This is a genomic window from Nitrosomonas marina (assembly GCF_900110145.1).
In the GTDB taxonomy this organism is placed as follows: domain Bacteria; phylum Pseudomonadota; class Gammaproteobacteria; order Burkholderiales; family Nitrosomonadaceae; genus Nitrosomonas; species Nitrosomonas marina.
This window is the reverse complement of record NZ_FOCP01000003.1, coordinates 88,993-111,585: the sequence shown is the minus strand read 5'-3', so window position 1 is coordinate 111,585 and position 22,593 is coordinate 88,993. Positions and strand designations below refer to the sequence as shown.

Here is a 22,593-nt window from a genome sequence, read left to right as displayed (position 1 = left end):
TAAGACGCAGACACCAGGTTCAGGTTAGCTCCCGCACCAGCGCCATGCCGGCGAATAATGCGCCGATTGACAATACAACGGAAGCAGAGCCATACATAAACGCAGATACCAGATCCCCACGTTCATACAGTGTCACAATATCGAGCGAGAATGTGGAGAATGTCGTAAACCCGCCAAGAAACCCTGTTACGAAGAACAGGCGAAGCACCTCCGGTGGCTGCCATAAATGCGCAAACAAAACAATCAATAGCCCCATGATGAATGAACCGGTAATGTTTACGCTCAATGTTCCCCATGGAAAATGATAGCCGAATAAATGTGCTGCAGTCAGACTGACACCGTAACGTGAAATGGCCCCCAAAGCACTACCCACGCCGATGGCTGCGATTGTTACAAGCATTTTGAATTCAGTAATGGCTGATTTTGTGGTTGAAAAATTACAATTGTAAAAAAAAGCTGCGTGTGCCCGTCAAATTATACCGATAACGCCAGTTTTTGAGTAGATTGCGCTGTGTTGACCATAAGCAATTATGGTTGTCGAAAAATTTGACAATTGTTAATTGGCGCGAGAATGATTATTCGAAGTAACAATGGCTTTACTGCTATATTTTGATTTTTGCTTCCATGTCGGCAATGTATGTGAGTCCCCAGTGACTGGCGGCTTTAAGCACAGGGAGCAATGAACGACCTTTTTCGGTCAATTGATAGGAAAAACGAATTGGGTGCTGCTGATGGCTTCTTATTCAGGATGTCAAATTCGACCAGGCGTTTCAACCGGTCGGCAAGAATATTTGTGGGTATTTTCTCAGGGGTGGCCTGAAATTCACTGTAAGTCTGTTTGCCGGCAAGTGCATCCCGAATAATTAACAGCGTTTACTGATCGCCGATGATTTCAAGCGTATTGTTATCGGGCATGGCGATCGCATGGTGTGCATTTTTATGGGCATATCATGATTCTTTTTTATAATTCGAAATAGATCCCTGGAATTTGAAGTGTGGCTGTAGAGTAACGGTGATTTGATTTGGTGGTGGCATGAATGCGATGCTGAAATTTGATTGTTGAAAAAGGCTGCTCTGGTTGCGGGCCGCTTTGAGGTCTAGCTTCATGCTGATCAATAGGGTTTTTTACGTATTCCCAACCTGTAAAGCATAAATGACAGCACATATTCTAGTACAAAAAAAACAGCAACCAGGTAAACAATATCCAGAGTAGTTAAACGAAACGTCTGTATGACGAGAATTGCAGGGACCAGAGATTCGGGGACCTGGTCCAGCAGCGGTGCCATTGAGCTTGGTGACAATTTGAGTCGCCGTTTGATGAAGCTCGAAAACAGATCGCCGCTCATGGCACCTGCCGCGATCAGAGCCCCAGTTTTGATTTCATAACCCATCCACCATCCGAACAGACTGGTGATTACCAGTGAACTGATCAAGCCGCGCCAGGTTTTAGTGTTGCCGAACAACCGATTATTGCCAGTCAGGCAGTAACCGCAATCGACCGGTTGTTTCCATCTGTTCTGGACCAGGTAGCGCACCATAATGGGCGCGCCATTGGCCGTTATAATCAGTATGAGCAGGTGTGCAAAAGGCGTATCCATTTTTCTCTGAATTCGTGAATTAAAAATTTTCAGTGTTATCCTTTGACAAGCCGCCAGTGTCCGTAATGGCGGTTGTATGTGGTGGTATGATACGATACGTAAGTTGACGGCATTCGGCACTTTGAGGAAACCCCCTGTTAACTGTGTCGGAATTCTTTACATATCGATACCCTGGTTGAAATCTTTGCTAACAAATATATATATTAATGTTTATTAATCAATGAGTTGTAAATGTTGGCACGCAAATTGCTTATAATAAAGTGAGTAGTAAAAAAAAGCCTTGGTATTTCGCTTTTTGATTTGTTGCTTTGAGTCAATTAGATTAGAGGTTGGGGTTGAGTTTAGTTAATTATCTAAATTAGCGAAACGCTAAATTTGTGAAGGAGTAATTAAGATGAAAAAAGAATCTAATGTAGTTTTAAAAACGGCAGTAGCGGCAGTTTTCGGATTGTCTATGGCCGGTTCAGCGCAGGCAGTTCCATTTGGTGATGGTGGTGCTGCATTACAAGGTGTTTTGGATGGAATTACTGTAGCACCTACACCTGGTAGCAGCAGCGTTAACGTGGCAACGGATCACCTGGCAGACGGTATCGACAGCTGGTGGTCAATCACCGGTGCCGGTGGTTCGGTTGCATCAATCATTGTTGAACTGGCAGCTTTTGCAAACGGCAATGAACTGGGTGTTTATGACCCAACAAATCCGGGTAGCCAAGTCACGGTTTTCACTGGTGCTGCAGTTGCCGGTAGCCAGGCTTTTCTGAGCATCAAAGTAGACGGGTCTGTGTTTGTCAACAATGTTGACAGTGGAGTTGATTTTAACGGTAATTTCTTTGGTTATTTTCTGAATGTAACCAACACCGGTAATAAATTCTATTCTGACACCAACCTGAATTTCGATAACCTGGATCACTTGGCTGTTTATCAAGGTACTAACACTGATACAATTCAGGTACCTACCTTGGCGCCAGGTCTGTGGACAAACAACGAGTTCGTTATGGCATGGGAAGATCTGGCTGCACCTGTTTCAGACAGAGACTACACCGACATGGTGTTGATCGTCGAATCTGTGATACCTGTACCAGAGCCTTCTATCCTGGCGTTGCTTGGACTGGGTATGCTGGGTTTTGTAGGCAGCCGCCGTTTGAACAAGGCATGATGATTTAAAACCTGAATTTTCAGGTTTTAATCGAGAGTTAAGTGTAAATAATAATACGCATAGAGCTTAACTTATCAATTGAAAACCTCATGGATTCTTCCTCCATGAGGTTTTTTTTGAGCATTTGTTGCGGAAGCTGGCAGGACAGAATCTCAGTTATTCATTTAACAGTTCTCTCAGCACATAAGGCAATATACCGCCATGCTGATAATATTCCTTCTCAATCGCCGTGTCGATACGGCATAACAGCTTGACTTCTTTTTGTGAGCCGTCATCTTTGTGAATGATCAGTGTCACGTCCTGTTGTGGTTCCAGATCGCCAAGTCCGAGTATGTCGAATTTCTCATTGCCAGTGATATCCAGCGATTTTACCGAGTCACTGTTTTTGAATTGCAGCGGCAGTACACCCATGCCGATCAGGTTGCTGCGGTGGATGCGTTCATAACTGGATGCAATTACCGCTTTGACGCCGAGTAGCTGCGTTCCTTTCGCCGCCCAATCCCGGCTGGAGCCGGTGCCGTACTCCTTGCCGCCAAAAACAACGGTTGGAACACCCTCTGACCGATATTTCATTGCGGCATCATAAATACTCATTTCTTTCGTTTCCCGATTTCCAGACTGATAAAGCGTAACACCGCCTTCGCTGCCCGGTACCATGAGATTGCGAATGCGCACATTGGCAAAGGTGCCGCGCATCATGACTTCATGGTTGCCACGCCGGGAGCCGTAGCTGTTGAAGTCATTCTGCGCTACATCATTGTCCAGCAAATACCTGCCGGCAGGTGAGGCCGCCTTGATTGCGCCGGCCGGACTGATGTGGTCGGTCGTGACGGAATCACCGAAAATACCCAGTGCATACGCATCTTTGATATCGCCGACAATGTCATTTTCGTCGAGTTGTAGTGAAAAATTTTCAAAGAAAGGTGGTTCGGCGATATAGGTGGACGAAGGCCAGTTATATGTTTCACCGGCGGTCGAGGAAATGTCGTTCCAAAGCGGATGATCTTTGGTCAGGTCGCTGTAGAGCTTGCGAAAGGTGTCGGCATTTGTAGCAAACTTCATCAGTGCCTGTATTTCTTCGCTGCTTGGCCAGATGTCTTTAAGCCATACCGGATTGTTTTCAGAGTCTGTTCCCAGCGGCTCGCTGGTAAGATCCTTCAATACTGTGCCGGCAATCGCGTAGGCAACCACCAGCGGTGGTGAAGCCAGAAAATTCGCGCGGATGTTCGGATGGATCCGGGCCTCGAAATTTCGATTGCCCGAGAGTACGGCGGCACAGACCAGATCGTTCTTGACGACCGCTTCCTCAATCGGTTCGGCCAGCGGTCCGGCGTTGCCGATACAGGTAGTACAACCATAACCTGCCAGGGTAAAGCCCAGTTTTTCAAGCGCATCTAGTAAACCAGTATGTGTAAGGTAGTCCGACACAACCCTGGAGCCCGGCGCCAGGGATGTTTTAATATGGCGCTTGACGAATAGTCCCTTTTCCGCGGCCTTTTTTGCCAGCAATCCTGCTGCAATCAGAACGCTGGGGTTGGATGTATTGGTGCAGGAAGTAATGGCTGCAATCAGAATATCGCCGTGGCCGAGCTCAATAGTGCCGTTATTTAGCGGCGGGTCCGGTGTTTCAGTGCTGGGTGTAGGATGATTGCTGACCATTTCGGTTACATTGCGGTCGCTGTTATCGGACAGGCAACTCTCGTCAGGAACATTTGTTTCAAGACGCGTGCAAAGTTCTGCTTCTTCTGCGTTCAGTTGACGTGTTTGATAACGCTCCTTTAATTCATCGTGCTGTTTTCCGTATCCATTTTCTGCAACTGGTTTGCTGAAGAGCTCGGTGAAACGATGTTTCATTTCCGCCATATCGATACGGTCCTGCGGCCTTTTGGGGCCGGCAAGGGATGGTGAAACCGTGCCCAGGTCAAGCGTCAATACCTCACTGTAATCTATCTCACCCTGGCGGGGTATGCCATACATTTCCTGTGCTTTGAAATACTGTTGGAAAGCGGCAATATCGTCATCGCTGCGCCCTGTTCCTTTGAAATAATCAATGGTGGCGTCGTCTACGGGGAAAAACCCCATTGTCGCGCCATATTCCGGCGCCATGTTGGCAATGGTGGCGCGGTCCGGAACAGTCAAGGACGCGGTGCCTTCGCCAAAAAACTCTACAAATTTGCCGACTACGTTAGCGTTGCGCAGCATTTCCGTAACCGTGAGCACCAGATCGGTGGCGGTTACACCTTCGCGTAATTTGCCGGTCAGATTGACGCCGACTACATCGGGTGTCAGGAAGTACACCGGTTGTCCAAGCATGCCCGCTTCGGCCTCTATGCCGCCAACTCCCCAGCCTACGACGCCAATGCCGTTAATCATGGTGGTATGTGAGTCGGTTCCTACCAGTGTATCCGGGTAAATCGTGCCGCTGTTCTGGTGAACACCATGCGCAAGATGCTCCAGATTTACCTGATGAACAATCCCGATTCCGGGTGGTACGACCTTGAAAGTGTCAAATGCCTGCATGCCCCATTTGATAAACTGGTAGCGTTCGTGATTACGCTCAAATTCAATTTCCATATTGAGTTTGAGCGCATCCTTGGTGCCATAGTGATCAACCTGAATAGAGTGATCAACAACGAGGTCAACTGGAACAAGTGGCTCGATACGTTCAGGATTCTTTCCCAGTCTTTCAGCGGCGCTGCGCATGGCTGCCAGGTCTACTAGCAATGGCACCCCGGTAAAGTCCTGCAAAACGATGCGTGAGACAACAAATGGAATTTCGTGTGTTCTTGCGGCGTCCGGTTCCCATTTGGCCAGTTGCCTGACGTGTGTTTCGGTAATTTTTTTTCCGTCACAATTTCGCAGTACCGATTCCAGAATGATTCGTATGCATACCGGTAACCGTGAAATATTGCCGAGTCCTTGTTTTTCCAGCGCTGGAAGGGAATAGTACCGTGTCGTCTTCCCCTCAGAAATCGTCAGTTCCTGGATGCTGTTAAATAAATTTTGAGTCATGGTCTGTTCCTCGATAAAGCAAATGGTTTGTCGGTGAGGTAATGCCTAGTACTCTATCAATATGATATTGCCAGGTACAGCGTTACCGTGGTGTTATGGAGCAAGGCACAGTACGCGGGAAAGGGTTGTTCCCTTTTCAAGTACTGTAACACGGCTGCAGGACACCACGGTAACGCCCTATGGGTGAGCTTGTCAGCATCCATGGGCTGCGTTGTGTCTTTTGGTAATAGAACGAGACTATTTCCTGCAAGACACGCCTTGCCATGAACACTGACAAGCGCACTGAACCCGGCAATATCATACTGATAGAGTACCAGTGTTTGAAGGTATTGTATCGTGCGGATGCCCGAATATAAAGAATATGAAGAGAACGGTGTGCTGCAAATGCATACAGCAGTTTTGAACATTGAAACAGGTAACCGTAGATGGGGTGGCTGATGGGACTCGAACCCACGACAACCGGAATCACAATCCGGGACTCTACCAACTGAGCTACAGCCACCGTTGAAAGCGACGTTCTGTCGCATCGTGTAAACAAACTGGTGAGGTTTGACTTTAATCAGAAACCAATTATCAGATAGAAACAGTATGGCGTGCCCGACAGGGATCGAACCTGTAACCCCCAGCTTAGAAGGCTGGTGCTCTATCCAATTGAGCTACGGGCACCTTACCGGACAAGCCTAATGTATATCTAAGGCAGTAATTGGTCGGGGTGGAGAGATTCGAACTCCCGACATCCTGGTCCCAAACCAGGCGCGCTACCAGGCTACGCTACACCCCGAAAAGGGTGAACTATACTCTTTCAACGCAAAAAGGTCAATTTAAAGCGAGATGATTTATTCTCAGGTAAATAATTGCCGGCCGGTTAATCAGACTCTCTTCATGGAATCGAAGAAATCAGCATTGTTTTTGGTCGCTTTAATTTTATCCAGCAGGAATGCCATGGCATCCATGTCGTCCATCGGGTGCAGCAATTTGCGTAAAACCCAGATTTTCTGCAGAACATCTGGTTCGATCAGCAGTTCTTCCCGGCGGGTTCCTGAACGGTTGACATTAATAGCAGGATAAATACGTTTCTCGGCCATGCGGCGTTCAAGATGGATTTCCAGATTGCCTGTACCTTTGAATTCTTCGTATATCACATCATCCATACGTGATCCGGTATCAATCAGTGCGGTTGCTATAATCGTCAACGATCCGCCTTCTTCGATATTACGGGCTGCCCCAAAAAAACGTTTTGGTCGCTGAAGTGCATTGGCATCGACACCCCCCGTCAGAACCTTGCCTGAAGCCGGTGCGACAGTGTTATAGGCGCGTGCCAGTCGTGTAATCGAATCGAGCAGAATAACGACATCTTTTTTATGCTCGACCAGACGCTTGGCTTTCTCGATGACCATATCCGCCACTTGCACATGGCGCATGGCTGCTTCGTCAAACGTGGATGAAACAACTTCCCCCCTGACGGAGCGGATCATTTCAGTGACCTCTTCAGGGCGTTCGTCTATCAGCAGTACCATCAAAATGACATCCGGATAGTTCGCGGCGATAGAGTGCGCAATATGCTGAAGCATTACTGTTTTACCCGATTTTGGGCTTGCTACAAGCAGTCCTCGCTGGCCTTTTCCGATCGGTGCAATCAAATCGATAATACGACCGGTAATATTTTCCTCGGCTTTGATGTCACGTTCAAGCTTCAATGGCTCGGTTGGGAATAACGGCGTCAGATTTTCAAAGAGTATTTTATTCTTCGAGTTTTCGGGAGGTTCATTGTTGACTTTGTCGACCTTGACCAGTGCAAAATAACGTTCGCCATCCTTGGGGGGGCGAATTTCTCCGTCAATCGAGTCACCTGTATGCAGATTAAAGCGTCTTATCTGACTGGGTGAGATATAAATATCATCAGGCCCTGCAAGGTAAGAAGTATCCGGTGAACGTAGAAAACCAAAGCCGTCCTGCAAAACTTCAAGCGTGCCCTGACCATATATGCTTTCCCCTTTTTTTGCCTGATTTTTCAACAAAGCAAAAATCAGATCCTGTTTTCGCATTCTGTTGGCACCGTCAAGTTCATTTTCGGTAGCCATTTTGATCAATTCGGTAACGTGAAGATGTTTGAGATCTGATAAGCGCATGAAGAAGCTCTTTGATATTGATAGTTAATACGTAGAAAAAAGAAATTTAACGTAAACGATGAACGTCGGAAGGAATGCTGCTGATGGGATAAAATATAGAGTTAGAAAAAAAGAGCAAGGCGGTTGGTCGCCAGCTCTCTATTGATTTATTATGCGAGCATAACGGCTTTAAAGATGGCTGTCAACAAACGCGGTAAGCTGGGATTTTGATAATGCACCTACTTTGGTCGCTTCAACGTTGCCGTCTTTGAACAGCATCAATGTTGGTATGCCCCGAATACCATATTTTGGCGGGGTGACTTGATTTTCATCGATATTCAGCTTGGCGATTTTGAGGCGACCGTCGTATTCACCGGCAATTTCATCCAGAATTGGTGCAATCATCTTGCAGGGGCCGCACCATTCAGCCCAATAATCAACCAGGACAGGCAAAGAAGACTGTAAAACCTCAGTTTCGAAATTGGCATCAGTAACGTAGTGTATGTGCTGACTCATAAGATCCTCGTTAGAAATTAATTCCGGTTTTTGTATGAAATGATGATACTCGATGGGTCAATGCTCTCAGGAAGCCTTGCATAAGGCAATTCTCATTGAGCAGAATCGAAAACCCGATTAATTTGCAATCCTATATAAAAATCCGGTAAAAGGGAAGTGTCAATCGTAATCAATTGGCTTATGCACAAATTTTGGTTCATTATTTATGGTTATTTGTAAAAAAATTTATTTATATTTTTTGTCGGCTTTGCGATTGAAAGCTGTATGTATCAGCCATGTGCATGATCAATATCGGTGCCGCAAACTGAATTCAATCTGCGTGGAAAAAGAAACAGAAAAACATTATTGATGATTATGGTTTTACATGATGCCTGACTACTGGTTACAAGCAACGCAAGAATTGGCTGCCAGGGATGCGGTTATGCGGGATCTTATCCAGTGCTTTGATGATGTCGCGCTTAAATCACGCGGCGATGCTTTCTGCACGCTTGCGCGCTCGATTGTTGGACAGCAGATTTCTGTAAAAGCCGCGGAAAGTGTGTGGCAAAAATTTCAAAAGGCCATGCCGGATATTACACCGCATGCAATTCATGCCGCTGATGACGGTGTGCTTCGCGCTTGTGGTCTGTCGCTCCGGAAAATCAGCTATCTTAAGGATTTGTCACACCATTTCAGGGAGGGTACGTTTGATGTTTCGGCATGGGACGCTGCAGACGATGAAACGCTCATTGCACAACTGGTCCGGATTAAGGGAATAGGCCGTTGGACTGCCGAGATGTTTCTGATCTTTCATATGTTGCGCCCTGATGTGTTACCGCTTGATGATATCGGTCTGCAACGTGCTATTTGCAGGCATTATTTTGATAATCAATCTGTCGATAAACAAGTCATGCGAAAACTGGCCGAACGCTGGCAGCCATGGCGCTCGGTTGCGACATGGTATTTATGGCGCAGTCTGGATCCGTTACCGGTAGAATATTGATGTATGGGTATTAAGATATTGGTTAAATCACGCATTTCAGAGTCTTCAGATTGATCCGTCAGTGTATTTCTGAGCGCCGTGTGCTGACAGCAGCCTGGATTGCATGCGTTCTTGCTTTGTCCGTAGAATTATAATCAGCGGTACAGAGTTATCGGTAAATTTTTTGAAACCAACAATGACATATCTTATTTTTCAATGAAACTTAATTATTTTGACCATAACGCAACTACCCGCGTAGATGATGTTGTGATGGAGGCGATGCTGCCTTACTTTCAGCATGAGTACGGTAACGCGTCCAGTCGTCATGCCCTCGGAACGGCTGCGAGGCGTGCTATCGACAAAGCGCGTGAACAGGTGGCGGCGGCAGTCGGGGTTCAGCCGGTACAGGTAATTTTCACCAGCGGTGGATCGGAAGCAAACAATCTGTTTATCCGCGGAGCAGCGGACAGTCTGCAACCCGCCCATATGGCAATCAGTGCGATTGAGCATCCCTGCGTTTTGAAACCAGCCCAGGCTCTGGCGCACCGTACTGTGGGACGCTGGACCTTGCAGCGACTGGCAGTCAATCAGCGCGGACAGATTGATCCGGCAGCAGCGCGGGAGGCGTTATCGACGCAAAAAGCCGCACTGGTTTCTGTAATGCTGGCGAACAACGAAACCGGTGTGATTCAGGATGTTGCTGCGATTGCAGACTTCGCACGTTCGCAGGATGCCTATGTGCATACCGATGCGGTACAGGGTTTGGGTAAAATTCCGGTCGATTTCGCAGCGCTCAATGTAAATGCCATGACGCTGTCGTCTCATAAAATATATGGGCCCAAAGGGGCGGCCGCTTTGATTGTCGACAAGCGGCTGTTATTGAAGCCATTGATATATGGTGGCGGCCATGAGAACGGGTTGCGTTCAGGTACAGAGAATGTTCCGGCAATCGTCGGTTTTGGTGTCGCATGCGAACTTGCCAAAGCGCGCATGCTGGATACCGCCCAGCATGTTGCGCGACTGCGTGATATGCTGGAGCAGGGCCTGATTGGCATGGGGGCGGAAATTTTTGGTGCGGACGCTGAACGTATTCCGAATACCACCTATTTTGCTTTACCGGACGTAGAAGGGGATACACTGGTTGTAAAACTGGACAAGATGGGTTTTGCAGTTGCCAGCGGCGCGGCCTGTTCCAGTGTCAATCCGGGGCAAAGTCATGTGCTTGATGCAATGCAGGTAGACCCGTTGCTTGCGCGCTGTGCAGTACGAGTCAGTCTCGGACGCAGCAATACGCAGGCGCAGATCGAGGGGTTTCTGGAAGCGACGCGGAAAATTGTAGAAGCACTTAGAAGTATGAGTAGCCTATCCTTATAGTTGATCGTTTTGCGTTTGTTGTATTTTGATACTTCAATTTTCAGCAACCTGCACGCTATTCGGGTTAAAATCTCGTACTTTATGATTAATGATCCGAATTCAAATACGTGAACGCTGTCAAAGCGATAATTCTGAGCGCCGGTCAGGGCCGGCGTTTGCTGCCGCTGACCGAAAACTCCCCGAAATGTCTGTTATCCGTTGCTGACAAACCTGTGCTGGCCTGGCAGATCGATGCGCTGCGCGCGGCTGGTGTGCGTGATATATCCATTGTGGCGGGTTTTCAGGTAGGTCAGATAGAAGCATTGTTGCGCACTAACTACGCAGATTCTGACAGGATCAGGGTCGTGTTTAATCCATTTTATGAAGTAGCGGATAATCTGGCCAGTTGCTGGTTGGCACGCAACGTCATGGATGATGATTTTTTGTTGCTAAACGGCGATACAGTGATCGAACCGGCGTTGCTGTTGCAAGTATTGAATTCGCCGTCTGCCCCGATTACACTGAGCGTGGATTTCAAAGAAAGCTACGACGCTGATGATATGAAAGTGCAACTCGATGCGAATGGCTGGGTCAAACAGGTCAGCAAGATTGTGCCGCCGAGTGACATTGACGCCGAGTCGATTGGCCTCGTTTACTTCCGTGAACAGGGGCCGGTTTATTTCAATCAGGCGGTTGAGGAAGCGCTGCGTCATCCAGCCGAATTGAAATCCTGGTACCTGTCCATCATTGACAGCCTCGCTCGTCAGCGTCTTGTCAATTCGTGTTCTGTAAAGGGATTTCGCTGGTGCGAAATCGACTTCATAGAGGACTTGGCCCGGGCTGGTATGCTTTTTACGAAGTAATTGCAAGGAGCGAAGATGAATATGCCTGCTTTCAATGACACAATGCGCAAATTCGGTGCACCACAAACGGTCATCCATTCGTTCCGATACTGGAGCGTTATGCTTCGTCCTGCTCAAGTCACGCTTGGCGCGTTGGTGCTGGCTGCGCATGAGCCTGCAAGGGCGTTTTCAGAACTCAGCCCTGCCAGTTTTGCTGAACTGCATGAAACTGTTAATCAAATCGAAGGTGCGCTGACCAGGGCATTCCAGTATGACAAAATTAATTATCTGATGCTGATGATGGTTGACCCGGATGTGCATTTTCATGTTATTCCTCGCTATGCGCAACCCAGCCAGTTTGCTGATATGGAGTTCATTGATTCAGGCTGGCCAGCGGCGCCGAATCTGGGTAAAGTGAATGAAACCGGTGAACGGACAAACCAATTGATTATCGAGCGAATTAAAACCTGCTGGTTATGAACGAAACTGAAGCGGATAAGGCCGGGAAAACTGCGCTAGCATACCAGGCTGAACGAACGGCACAGCCGGAAAAAAACGGCGAGGTATTTTCACTGCGTGAGGCGCACAATCTGGTAAGCGATCTAATGACGCCGAATCCATGGATTTACTGGACGGATTTTTTGTTTAATATCGTTGTTGGATGGACAGCGTTTTTTACTGCGCTGATGTCACCACTATTTTCGCTGTGGCAGATCGGCGCTTATATGATTGCCGTGCTGGCTTTGTATCGTGCAGCCATTTTTGTACACGAACTGGCGCACTTGAAGAAAGGAACGTTTCAGACATTCCGTGTGGTGTGGAATTGCCTGTGTGGTATTCCCTTTATGATTCCATCGTTTACGTATGATGGTGTGCATAACGACCATCACAGGCGGGATGTTTACGGCACCTTGGGTGATGGCGAATATTTGCCGTTTGCAACACGTAAGCCCAGGGAGATGGTCGGTTACGTGCTCTTGTCTTTCATCCTGCCATTGCTGCTGCTGGCGCGTTTTCTGTTATTGACGCCATTATCCTATCTGATTCCACCGTTGCGTAAAATTGTTTGGGAGCGCGCTTCGTCGCTGACCATTGATCCAAATTACAAGCGTTCGGTGAATGCCATTCGTAACGATCACAACTGGCGGCAGCAGGAACTGGCGACTTTTCTGTTTTCTTTCGCTATCGTCTCACTGATAATGCTGGAGGTGATTCCGTTTTCGGTGCTCGTGCTCTGGTATCTGGTTGCGGTGATGGTTTTTATACTGAATTCACTGCGTACATTGGCGGCGCATGCGTACCGTAATCCGGGCGAGCAGCCGATGAGTCATGCAGAGCAGTTTCTGGATTCCGTAAATGTGCCCGGAAATCCGTTAATAACACCGCTATGGGCTCCTGTCGGGCTGCGTTTTCATGCTACGCATCATCTTTTTATGAATATGCCATACCATAATCTGGGCAAGGCCCAGCGACGTCTGGTCAATGGGCTCAGTGATAATTCACTTTTTCTGACGACCATGCGTGATAGCCTGTGGGATGCCTTGACGCGTATCTGGCAGGAATCTGCGCGAGCAACAAATGCCTCTCGAAAAATGCATCACATTGAATGATGGCGAAATTTGGTTCTGAAGCAAATACGGGAGCAGATAAAACACGGCTGGTGCTATTGCGCCACGGTCAGAGTATTTGGAATCGGGATAAGATGTTTACCGGCTGGAGCGATGTTGCCTTAAGTCCAGAAGGCAAGCGGGAAGCGAAGCGGGCTGGTCTTTTGTTACAACAGGCTGGTTTCGCCCTGGATTGCTGTTTTTCATCGACGCTGCAGCGGGCGTCCGAAACGGCAAGAATTGTATTGTCAGCAATGGCACTCGAATTGCCTGTACAAAAATGCTGGCGTCTGAATGAACGGCATTATGGTGCACTTGAAGGTCTTGGGCGTTTAGCCGCTGTTCGACAATTTGGACTGTGGCCGGTACTACGCACGCAAATACGTTTTGATGGCGAACCGCCCAGGCTTGATATGAATGATGCGCGTTTCCCGGGCAATCAGTCCGGATACGCCGGAATAGACGTAAAAGAGTTACCGCTAGGTGAAAGCCTGAGACTGGCAGCGCAACGTCTGCAGCCCTGCTGGCAGCGCATAATTAAACCGGAGCTGGAACGCGGCAGAAACGTACTGATCGTATCGCACAAAAACCTGCTGCGCACGTTAATGGGACAACTCGATCAGTTGACACCGGGGCAGGTGATGAAGCTGAAACTGCCGACCGGCAGGCCGCTGGTTTATGAACTGGATCAGACATTAAAACCCGTCAGATATTTTTATATGGATGAAATATCGTGATTATCTGCGGTATCACTTACTGTATATCAATGTATGAACACTATCTACAGTTTTGCACCGATTGTGCAATCGGATGCCGAGATTCTAATACTGGGCAGCATACCGGGACGGGCGTCACTTGATGCAAATCAGTATTACGCGCATCCACACAACGCTTTCTGGCGAATCATGGGTGAATTGCTCAATTTCGATCCCAAACATACCGCTTATTCTGAAAAAACAAGCGCCCTGAAATCCGCGCGCATAGCGCTCTGGGACGTATTGCAATCATGCAGACGGAAAGGCAGTCTGGATTCCAGCATTGAAATCAACTCCCAGACGGTCAATGATTTTCCTGCTTTCTTTACAACTTACAAACAGATTCGCGCCGTTTTTTTTAATGGTGCCAAGGCGGAAGACTGCTTCAGGAGATATGTGCTAATAAAACACATGCCAGAGCTGCAGCAGCGGATACAGTTTATCCGCCTGCCATCGACAAGTCCGGCGCATGCTGCGCTGTCAATTGCTGAAAAACGTAATCGGTGGGAGCAAATATTTCGCGCAGAATTGTCAGATACATATCCTGTGAGCTATTAATGCAATTCGATGAAGAAAGATAATTTAAAAAACTGGCCGGCCTATTGGGAGCAGCTGCGTGCGGCATTGCTTGACCCCAAAGTCGATGAGGTGTTGCTGGAAAAATCGTTGCAGGAAGCCCGGGAGAAAATGCCGGTGCCGGTGCTGTGGCTGATTGGCAAGACGCAGGCAGGCAAGACGTCGATTATTCGGGCGATGACCGGCAGCGAGACGGCTGAAATCGGCAACGGTTTTCAACCGTGTACACGGCAATCGCGTCTTTACGATTTTCCTGCAGAGATGCCTGTGGTGCGGTTTCTTGATACGCGCGGTCTCGGCGAGGTGGCATACGACCCGACGGAAGATATCCGGTATTGCGAATCCAAGGCGCATTTGCTGGTCGCTGTAATGAAAGTTGCGGACATCAGGCAGCAGGCGGTGTTTGATGTCCTGCATGCCATACGGGTGCGTCACCCCGAGTGGCCGTTGTTGATGGTGCAGACGGGATTGCATGAATGTTATCCCTTTGGCGGGCAACATGTTCAGCCATGGCCGTATGATCAGGATCCGTTGCCGGATACGGTACCTTCCGATCTGAAACGTGCTTTACTGGCGCAACGCGAAGCAGTTGCAGAATTACCCGGTCATGCGGCTATTCGCTGGGTTGCCGTCGATCTGACGCAGCCGGATGACGGTTATGATCCGTCAGATTATGGTCTCGAAGCCCTGTGGCAGGCGATTGAGGCGCTGTCGTCGCTCGGACTCGAGAATCTGTTACGCAGCGACAAACAAGTGATTGATTTGTTTGAACAAACTGCGCATCAGCATATTGTCGGTTATTCAACTACGGCGGCTGGGCTTGGTGCTTTACCGGTGGTTGATCTGGTTGCTGTTTCAGCGGTGCAGGCAAAGCTGTTGCACAGCCTCGCGGCTTTATATGGTCAGCCCTGGGACAAACGGACGATTACTGAATTTCTCGGTTTAATGGGCGCAGGTGTGGCGACCGGTTATCTGGCGCGCTGGGCCGGGCGCGCAATAGCCAAAATCATCCCGTTTTTGGGGCAAACAGTCGGTGCGTTATGGGGTGCCAGTGCCAGTGGTGCCACTACTTATGCACTGGGAAAGGCTGCGGTTTATTTTTTCGTCAGACACCGGAACCATCTGCACGTCGATGCGAAAGCGATACGTCGTATTTATGCCGAGGAACTAGAACGTGGCGCTGCTGTTCTGAAAGGCCGGTTACGGGGCAAGTCCTGAATGAAGACATTATTCCATGGCATAGACCCGTTCAGATTGCTGGGTTTTCTTTTGTTTGTCCTGCCGTTTCTTGCTTTGTTGGGATTAGGCATGGTTTGGTTGTGGCAGCAGGGCTATCTGCTGTTCTGGGGGGTGGTTATGCTGGTATGCACCGGTCTTGGCTACGGGCTGCAGCAATTGCTGGTACGGCGCGACCACAAGCTGCTTGCTGAAGCAATGACAGAGCCGAACCCGGAATGGCCCCTTAGTGCAGATGAAGCATGGGATCGTGTTCAGTCCCTGGCGCACGACTGCGAACCGGCAGACTGGCCATTGGAAAAAGGTGACTGGATTCTGGCATTGGGCCGATGTGCGCTGGAAACGGTTGCGCGCTGTTACCATCCACAAGTCGACAGGCCTTTACTCGAGTTAACCATGCCGCATACATTGCTGGTGATTGAGCGCGCCAGTCGCGATTTGCGGCATGACGTCATGGAAAACATACCGTTCAGTAACCAGTTGAGAATCGGTACCCTGTTTCGCATGCAACGCTGGAAAGACAGCGCTGAACAGGTTTTCGATGTTTACCGGGCAGGGCGGATGATTGTTAATCCTGTCGATGCGTTACTTGGAGAGGCATGGCGTCATTTGCGAGAACGCAGTTATAGTCAGGCACGCGACGAGTTACACCGCTGGTTTTTGCGTACCTATATCAGAAAAGTCGGGTATTACGCGATCGACCTGTACAGTGGCCGCCTGGTGCTGACCGATGATGAACCGATGACATCGCGAACCGCGCGTTCTACCGCCGATATGCACCGTATGGACGAAACGGCAGATACGGAGAAGGGCGAGGAAGAGCCATTGCGTATTCTGGTGCTGGGTCGTTCCAATGCCGGAAAATCAAGTCTGATTAATGCGCTTTTTGGCAAACTAACAACGGCTGCCGATGTCCTGCCTGACAGCACCGAGATGCTCAAACCATTCACACTGGCGCGCGCAGGTTTAACGCAGGGTCTGGTCTTTGACAGCCCGGGGTGCGACAGCGAATACTTCGACAGTAAAAAGCTGCACGATGCAGCCAGGGACGCCGATCTGATTTTATGGGTCAGTCCTGCCAACCGGCCCGATAGACAGATTGAGCGCGGTTGCCTGGATTCACTCCGGGTGTTTTTTTCAACACAGACAACCCGTCGACCTCCACCGTTGCTTGTTGTTGCCAGTCAAGTGGATCGACTGCGACCGGCGGGTAACTGGAACCCGCCTTATGATCTGGCGCATCCACAAAATACCAAAGCCGCCAACATAAGTGCGGCAGTAAAGGCGATTGCCAGCGATCTTGCCGTACCGATTGATCATGTTATTCCTGTCTGTCTAATGGAAAATCATGTCTATAACGTAGACGATACGTTGTGGGCGGCAATTCTAAATCACCAGGAAGAGGCTTTACGAACACGCTTTCTGCGTTGTCTGGATGAAAAGAAAAAAACGGAAAACTGGGTTCTGCTGCGGCGTCAAATGATTAATGCCGGACGTCTTATAAAAAAAATACCGGAAACGTTGAAAAAGCGTATGCATGACTGAATGCTAACAAGTGCAAGAGTGCTAAATATTAACCATCTGTTTGAAGTAAAGGTGGTTTCAGACAGAAGCAGCCGGGTAAAAAACTAAACCGGTAGATCAACCTCGCCTCAGTTGCGCTCGAACACCGCAATCGATTCGTCTGCAACATCGCTTTACCCGACCGGCCACCGGTATTGAAGCCGTTCCGGCTTATCGTGTTCAATCAATCATTTGAAGCAGTTCATTCATATGAAACGCATGAGCTCGATGCAACCGCAGGGATTGTGAATTTGAATGTATTTGATGAAGACGTGACAGATTTCTGTAGGCATAATTTTCGCCGATGCGGCGATCTGGATATTGTTGGTTATTCGAAAAAGCCACGCTATTGCACCTGCGGTTTTTATGCGTATTATCTGTTGCATAATAAAGTTTATGTCTGCTTTTAAACATGTTGATTACTCCTTTTTCAACAAGGCTGTCTATGCCTGTCTTTTTATTCTCCCTTTTAAAATAAAATTTTTCTCATGGCTAAGCATAGCAATGTATTGTGTCACAATGATGTGAGAATCATCACTTGACATGCAAATTTGACAAGGAACAATAGATAACAAGCTAATTGGCAGGCTTTAACCAGAGACTGACTAGCATTTGCGCATCCGTAACACATGCGATCAACGGGTGATAAAATGATGTCCCGGTTTGCACAAATCGTGACCGCAAGCTGCTTTAATGTGACGACCATAACGCGTCATCAGTCAAATGATCGTGGCGGGAATTGTTAACGGAAGGTTTATCTGGTAAGAAATCAGGAATAATTTCTCGTTACAAATTGCAGAATGTCAGTTCAAACGTGACGTCTTTTTCATACACTTTGACGCGTTGTCCGGATTGTGAAGGAATGAAACGGATATTCAGCGCATATTTGTTGGCACTGATTTCAGGTACGCACGGAAAGTCTTCACTGACACTGACGCGCAGCATATGCGCAAAATAATCCGAACCGGGTTGTTGGAAAACGCCCTGATACGCAATGTTTTGCGTCGTTTTGCCGCTGCTTCTGAGCAGGTAGAGGACAATGCCAAACGCATTGCGTATCGGTAGCATTGGCGCAAGCCATTCGTTAAAGTCCTTGCGGCGCAAGGAAGGGTCCAGATTCAGCCAATAATGGTAAGAGGGTAATTCAAATTCGCAAATACCACCAGGTATATTCGTGCGCTGCTTGATCGTCATCAGCCATTCATTATCGCGCAAATGTTCGCCGACTTTGCCGGATATTTCCAGCATCGACCGGAAGGTGGTCTGGATATTGTCCAGCACGTTATCCAATGCCGATTCAGAAATGTGCGGATTTTTACGCAGTGTTTCAAGCAGTTGCTTTTGTCGCTCAAGTTCCTGCAGTAAATCGGTTTTTATATCCGCACGACTGGTAACTTCCAGAATCTCGAACAACGTCATTAACGATGCGTGGTGTTGCATCGGTGAATCCTTGGCGGAAAAAAAGTCAATTTTCTTGAACAGATCTTCGAGTTTAAGCAGGGTGCGGATGCGTTCGTTAAGCGGGTGTTCGTAACAGATCACGATAAGTCGTGGCTAATCCAAAAGAAAACTTAATCTTGCCTCATACAGTAGAAATATACAAATTAATATTTATAATCTGCAATTCAGGCTGGTGTTGATTTTAGGGTTGTATTCGTTTCATGAGTCTTTACAATAGCGTTTCAGTCACCTGAAATTCAAAAGGAATAAATTGCCATGATGAACAAAAAAATCCGACAGGCGGTGTTAATTGCTACAACGCTGTTAATCTGTGTTTTCTCCGGTTCTTCCTTTTCCAAGGAACAGACCGTGAAGCCTGCTTTGACCATGGAGTTATCCGTTAAGGCAGCACTTGCTGCAATCAGTCAGTGCGAAAGTGATGGTTTCAAGGTGAGCGTTGCAATTGTCGATCATGCCGGACTGTTGAAAGTTCAGTTAAAAGCCGATGGTGCCGGTCCCCATACACTGGACAGCAGCCGGCGTAAAGCATATACCGCAAACAGTATGCGTGGTCCGACGCAACGATATGCCGAACTGGTTGTTAATAGTCCCGATTTGCATAGTCTTGCGCATATGAATGAACATATCCTTCTGCTTGGTGGCGGTTTTCCGATCAGAATGGGCGGTGAAATAGTCGGCGGTGTCGGTGTTGGCGGTGCGCCTGGAATAAAATTTGACGAAGTCTGTGCGCGGGAAGCTTTGAAAGTTTTGCAGGCAGACGAACTGTTTGAATAGTTAGTTGCATGATGCACTGCTGCCTGCGCTTTCGCTGCTTTCCATCGAGCGGACTTTTTCCAGACGCGCCAGCTCGTAGTGGATAAACGCGAGTGCTGTCAACACTGGCGAAAAAAAATTGACAATAGGTATGTATTGCAGAAAACCAGTGAACAAGCCGAGTATCCATAATGGGAGTCGGTGGGATGCGAGCAGTTTCTTGATTTCGGTAGGCGTTGCATGTTCAGATAAGGCATCGTAGCGAAATAATTGCTGATTCAGGAATGCCGCAGCAATGAACGGAACGATGATACCTGCACCAAACGCCCAAAATGGCAGTGTAAGGACCCAGATCAAAATATACAGAAACGTTGCATAAAGCGCATTGATCAGACTGCCTACGATGGTGCCGCCGCTTTCTCGTTTGAGACGTGAGTAGCGTCTTTTTGCAACATGATTAATCAGCGCCGGCATTGAAAAAATGGCAGTAATGATCAATGTGGTGATTATCACCAGCGGGATGAAGAAAATGATATTTATCAACCATTGTATGCTGTAGGCCAGCCATCCCGGCGCCTGGCTGTCTATCCAGTTTCTTATACCCAGTTCGTCAAAACCCAGATAAATAAATTCCGCAAAAAAATCCCAGAATATCCAGCCAATTAATATCCAGATCATACTGGCTATTAAAATCGGCCAGACCATGATCCAGATAATTTTCAACCGCAATAAATCGCGCGTTGCGTTTGCGATAGCACTTAAAATTTGTGACATAATCACCTTGAAGTAATGATGGTTAACCATAGGTCGGTTGAGTTCAGCGGTATTTTAACAGGCTGTTGAAAAACTATCTGCACTGCGGCAGCGATATTCAAAATACCTGAAACACGTTTTTGTCATGCACAAACATGACGTTTTTTCTGATTCTGTTAAAGACGCTGTTACCTTGAAAATGCTCTGATCGTCGTCTGGTATAGATGGCACAGATTATCAAGCAGTGTTGCAGTGTCGAGTTTTTTAACACTCAAAAAAAATTTTTATGCTAATTTATATACCCGGAATTCTGTAGTGTTTATCTATTCATCGGTTTTTTTTAAAAAGGAGTCGTTATGCTGATCAAAAGAACAGTTTGTTGTGTAGTTCTGAGTCTGGTTTTTTATGGTTCAGCCATGGCTGATACGAACGGGTCATCTGCACCGAACGGGGATGGAAAACAGAGCGGTTTCAGTGTGCCTCAGGAAGATAGGCATTCAACCAAGAACCTCCAGCAAAACCCCAAAGAGAAAAGCCAAGATGCCGCTTCAAGCAATCCATCCGAAGATGGTAAAAAGCCATCCATGGTTGATTTTTGCCGAAAAAATCCTTGTTAAATCCAATCAATAGATACAGTACGAAGGAGAGTGTGCATGATAAACAATCGTAATTTTTCTGGTATGTTTGCAAGTGCAGCGTTTATTTTTGTTATTAATTCGAGCAGCAGCGCCGAAGAACTTCACTGGTCGCATGAGGAACAAGCGATGTGGGGATCGATAGAAGACACATCCCATACTGAAGTGCCACATATATATCCGTTTGCGGAATGTGCCATTGGCAATCGGCAGTCTCCGATCGACCTTGCCGAGGCCGAAATCGAGCAAACAACAGAGTTAAACCGGTTAAGAATTTGGTATGATACAGACATGCCTGTCTTTTATAACAGTGGTCACGGTATACAGGTTAATACTTCTTTAGACTACACAGGCTATCTGGAAGTGGGAAATGAGACCTATCCGCTGATTCAATTCCATTTTCATGAGCCCAGCGAACACGTTGTCGGCGACAAACAATTTCCAGCTGAATTACACTACGTGCATGTCAGGGAAGATGGCAGGCTGGTTGTAATGGCAGTTGCCATTGAAGAGGGTGAGCCTAACGAGACTTTTCAGACTATTCTGGATAATATTCCTCAAACAGCGGGAGAAATGCGTGAGGGTACGGGAATTGCCATCAATCCGGAAACATTGTTGCCGCCCAACTTTCATAAGCCTGATTTTTATACCTTTGCAGGTTCTTTAACAACGCCTCCTTGTAGCGAAGGTGTGCAGTGGTACTTGCTTGCACGGGCAATTACAATTTCAGCAGCGCAACTTGAACAACTGAGAGGGTTTTATACCAACAATGCAAGATTCCCTCAGGATCTTAACGGACGGACGCTGCTGACTACGCAGTAAGTTTTCTGTCCGTGTCTCAATTTGTTCAGATGGAAAAATCAGCGAGCGTCCGTACGGAAAGATTATGCCGGGATGTTAATGTCAATGTGCTGATTTCCCCGGTAGCGCACACTTGAATCGTGCGCTACCGGGGCAAGTTTAGAGTATATAATGCACATAGTACATAGTACGTTCTATAATAAGGCGGTCGCCTCTTGCGGGTGTGGCAGAAAGATTTTCAAGTGTAATATGGCTCAAGTTTTGCGGCAGGCAGAACACAGTGTCCGAAATCTTTTCGAACACCATTTCACTAAAACAAGCCGTCGTTTAAGTATATTGAAAGTGGAACGTGTCGTTTGGCCTTGTCGATAATAGCTTTCTGCAACCTGAAGCAAGACTATAAAATGGCAATCTAACACGGGGTGAATGTTATTTCACGTTAAAAAACCGTTGACTATAAAATAAACCGTTGTTCTAAAGGGAGAGTTTTGTATGAGTATGGAAAGTGAATTTAAGGCGAAATTCGGGGGGTTCTGGAATTCACTGGTGATATTGTTAATCATCATAATTTGTTTGCGTTTTTCAAGTCTGGAACTGGCCGAAGAAGATTTGGGCACCCGGGTAATGTGCTCATTGCATTTGTTTCTGAGTTGCATTGGCGCAGGTATTGTGCTGGGTATATTGCGGATATTTCTGTCCTTCTCAAACGATACCTACACACGCGCGCCTGCGTCGGCCAATTTTACATCAGGTGTGCGATACGGCATTGTGGCTGGTGGAGTTTTGATTTTGATTGTAGGCATGCTGCAGCTGGAAAATTTTCTGGGACCGCTGCAACCCATAGTTGATGCGCTGTTTGGTAAGTTGTATGCGTTATTTGAATAATCGCAGATTGACGGATGAATGA

23 protein-coding genes and 3 tRNA genes are annotated in these 22,593 nt (G+C 47.5%); 14 read left to right on the top strand and 12 right to left on the bottom strand.

The window, feature by feature from the left end; all coding sequences use genetic code 11:
- Nucleotides 1-19: 19 nt before the first annotated feature.
- The 4 genes from crcB to BMX44_RS03155 form a co-directional block, all read right to left on the bottom strand.
- Nucleotides 20-400, bottom strand: a complete 381-nt coding sequence (gene crcB / locus BMX44_RS03165) for a fluoride efflux transporter CrcB (RefSeq protein WP_090627896.1) — start codon at nucleotides 398-400, stop codon at nucleotides 20-22.
- A 202-nt stretch (nucleotides 401-602) separates the two neighbouring features.
- Entirely contained in the window at nucleotides 603-719 is a 117-nt protein-coding gene (locus BMX44_RS17385) for a winged helix-turn-helix transcriptional regulator (protein ID WP_281246237.1), read from the bottom strand.
- The gene (locus BMX44_RS03160) at nucleotides 664-861 is read right to left on the bottom strand and encodes a winged helix-turn-helix transcriptional regulator (protein WP_281246236.1); all 198 of its coding nucleotides are present in this window, start codon (nucleotides 859-861) and stop codon (nucleotides 664-666) included. Before BMX44_RS03160 ends, BMX44_RS17385 begins: the two co-directional genes overlap by 56 nt.
- Before the next feature lie 251 nt (nucleotides 862-1,112).
- Nucleotides 1,113-1,598 (bottom strand): CDP-archaeol synthase, encoded by a 486-nt coding sequence (locus BMX44_RS03155; protein ID WP_090627893.1) that lies wholly within the window; start codon nucleotides 1,596-1,598, stop codon nucleotides 1,113-1,115.
- Nucleotides 1,599-1,992: 394 nt separating this feature from the next.
- Between BMX44_RS03155 and BMX44_RS03150 the strand changes: the two genes are divergently transcribed.
- A complete protein-coding gene (locus BMX44_RS03150; RefSeq protein WP_090628167.1) occupies nucleotides 1,993-2,754 on the top strand; it encodes a DUF4114 domain-containing protein in 762 nt (253 codons plus the stop codon).
- Between the two features lie 156 nt (nucleotides 2,755-2,910).
- Here BMX44_RS03150 and BMX44_RS03145 read toward each other — a convergent pair whose 3' ends face one another.
- The 6 genes from BMX44_RS03145 to trxA all read right to left on the bottom strand — a co-directional run bounded on the left by BMX44_RS03145 (nucleotide 2,911) and on the right by trxA (nucleotide 8,390).
- On the bottom strand, nucleotides 2,911-5,766 hold the full coding sequence (locus BMX44_RS03145; RefSeq protein ID WP_090627891.1) for an aconitate hydratase: 2,856 nt from the start codon (nucleotides 5,764-5,766) through the stop codon (nucleotides 2,911-2,913).
- A 426-nt stretch (nucleotides 5,767-6,192) separates the two neighbouring features.
- Nucleotides 6,193-6,268: transfer RNA gene (locus BMX44_RS03140), tRNA-His, on the bottom strand.
- A gap of 87 nt (nucleotides 6,269-6,355) precedes the next feature.
- Nucleotides 6,356-6,432: transfer RNA gene (locus tag BMX44_RS03135), tRNA-Arg, on the bottom strand.
- A gap of 38 nt (nucleotides 6,433-6,470) precedes the next feature.
- Nucleotides 6,471-6,547: transfer RNA gene (locus BMX44_RS03130), tRNA-Pro, on the bottom strand.
- 88 nt (nucleotides 6,548-6,635) lie between these two features.
- Nucleotides 6,636-7,895, bottom strand: a complete 1,260-nt coding sequence (gene rho / locus BMX44_RS03125) for a transcription termination factor Rho (RefSeq protein WP_090627889.1) — start codon at nucleotides 7,893-7,895, stop codon at nucleotides 6,636-6,638.
- 168 nt (nucleotides 7,896-8,063) lie between these two features.
- A complete protein-coding gene (gene trxA / locus BMX44_RS03120) occupies nucleotides 8,064-8,390 on the bottom strand; it encodes a thioredoxin TrxA (RefSeq protein ID WP_090627887.1) in 327 nt (108 codons plus the stop codon).
- A gap of 367 nt (nucleotides 8,391-8,757) precedes the next feature.
- Between trxA and BMX44_RS03115 the strand changes: the two genes are divergently transcribed.
- From BMX44_RS03115 to BMX44_RS03075, 9 genes are all read left to right on the top strand, one after another.
- Entirely contained in the window at nucleotides 8,758-9,372 is a 615-nt protein-coding gene (locus tag BMX44_RS03115; protein ID WP_245738809.1) for a DNA-3-methyladenine glycosylase family protein, read from the top strand.
- Between the two features lie 195 nt (nucleotides 9,373-9,567).
- Nucleotides 9,568-10,725, top strand: a complete 1,158-nt coding sequence (locus BMX44_RS03110; RefSeq protein WP_090627879.1) for a cysteine desulfurase family protein — start codon at nucleotides 9,568-9,570, stop codon at nucleotides 10,723-10,725.
- Between the two features lie 107 nt (nucleotides 10,726-10,832).
- Nucleotides 10,833-11,567: a phosphocholine cytidylyltransferase family protein gene (locus tag BMX44_RS03105; protein WP_218143912.1), complete on the top strand. Its 735-nt coding sequence runs from the start codon at nucleotides 10,833-10,835 to the stop codon at nucleotides 11,565-11,567.
- A gap of 21 nt (nucleotides 11,568-11,588) precedes the next feature.
- Complete coding sequence (locus tag BMX44_RS03100) at nucleotides 11,589-12,026, top strand: HIT family protein (protein ID WP_342708015.1); 438 nt, start codon at nucleotides 11,589-11,591, stop codon at nucleotides 12,024-12,026.
- On the top strand, nucleotides 12,023-13,156 hold the full coding sequence (locus tag BMX44_RS03095; RefSeq protein WP_090627874.1) for a fatty acid desaturase family protein: 1,134 nt from the start codon (nucleotides 12,023-12,025) through the stop codon (nucleotides 13,154-13,156). Before BMX44_RS03100 ends, BMX44_RS03095 begins: the two co-directional genes overlap by 4 nt.
- A complete protein-coding gene (locus BMX44_RS03090; protein WP_090627871.1) occupies nucleotides 13,153-13,890 on the top strand; it encodes a 2,3-bisphosphoglycerate-dependent phosphoglycerate mutase in 738 nt (245 codons plus the stop codon). The genes BMX44_RS03095 and BMX44_RS03090 overlap by 4 nt, the downstream gene beginning before the upstream one ends.
- 33 nt (nucleotides 13,891-13,923) lie before the next feature.
- On the top strand, nucleotides 13,924-14,466 hold the full coding sequence (locus BMX44_RS03085; protein ID WP_090627868.1) for a DNA-deoxyinosine glycosylase: 543 nt from the start codon (nucleotides 13,924-13,926) through the stop codon (nucleotides 14,464-14,466).
- A 9-nt stretch (nucleotides 14,467-14,475) separates the two neighbouring features.
- A complete protein-coding gene (locus BMX44_RS03080) occupies nucleotides 14,476-15,702 on the top strand; it encodes a YcjF family protein (RefSeq protein ID WP_090627866.1) in 1,227 nt (408 codons plus the stop codon).
- Nucleotides 15,703-17,265, top strand: coding sequence for a GTPase family protein (locus tag BMX44_RS03075; RefSeq protein ID WP_090627863.1), 1,563 nt, complete (start codon nucleotides 15,703-15,705; stop codon nucleotides 17,263-17,265). It begins immediately after the preceding gene.
- Between the two features lie 804 nt (nucleotides 17,266-18,069).
- Here the strand turns inward: BMX44_RS03075 and zapD are convergent.
- Complete coding sequence (gene zapD, locus BMX44_RS03065) at nucleotides 18,070-18,825, bottom strand: cell division protein ZapD (RefSeq protein ID WP_090627858.1); 756 nt, start codon at nucleotides 18,823-18,825, stop codon at nucleotides 18,070-18,072.
- A gap of 174 nt (nucleotides 18,826-18,999) precedes the next feature.
- Here zapD and BMX44_RS03060 point away from each other — a divergent pair, with 174 nt between their 5' ends.
- Nucleotides 19,000-19,518 carry a GlcG/HbpS family heme-binding protein gene (locus BMX44_RS03060; protein ID WP_245738808.1) on the top strand — a complete coding sequence of 173 codons (519 nt, stop codon included), beginning with the start codon at nucleotides 19,000-19,002 and terminating at the stop codon, nucleotides 19,516-19,518.
- On the opposite strand, the gene BMX44_RS03055 is transcribed toward BMX44_RS03060, so the two are convergent.
- The gene (locus BMX44_RS03055; RefSeq protein WP_090627856.1) at nucleotides 19,519-20,271 is read right to left on the bottom strand and encodes an EI24 domain-containing protein; all 753 of its coding nucleotides are present in this window, start codon (nucleotides 20,269-20,271) and stop codon (nucleotides 19,519-19,521) included. It abuts the gene before it with no gap.
- 335 nt (nucleotides 20,272-20,606) lie between these two features.
- On the opposite strand from BMX44_RS03055, the gene BMX44_RS03050 reads away from it, so the two are divergent.
- The 3 genes from BMX44_RS03050 (at nucleotide 20,607) to BMX44_RS03040 (ending at nucleotide 22,571) form a co-directional block, all read left to right on the top strand.
- Nucleotides 20,607-20,867: a hypothetical protein gene (locus BMX44_RS03050; RefSeq protein WP_090627854.1), complete on the top strand. Its 261-nt coding sequence runs from the start codon at nucleotides 20,607-20,609 to the stop codon at nucleotides 20,865-20,867.
- 36 nt (nucleotides 20,868-20,903) lie between these two features.
- The gene (locus BMX44_RS03045) at nucleotides 20,904-21,707 is read left to right on the top strand and encodes a carbonic anhydrase (RefSeq protein ID WP_245738807.1); all 804 of its coding nucleotides are present in this window, start codon (nucleotides 20,904-20,906) and stop codon (nucleotides 21,705-21,707) included.
- Between the two features lie 471 nt (nucleotides 21,708-22,178).
- Nucleotides 22,179-22,571 carry a hypothetical protein gene (locus BMX44_RS03040; RefSeq protein WP_090627852.1) on the top strand — a complete coding sequence of 131 codons (393 nt, stop codon included), beginning with the start codon at nucleotides 22,179-22,181 and terminating at the stop codon, nucleotides 22,569-22,571.
- The last annotated feature ends 22 nt before the right edge of the window (nucleotides 22,572-22,593 follow it).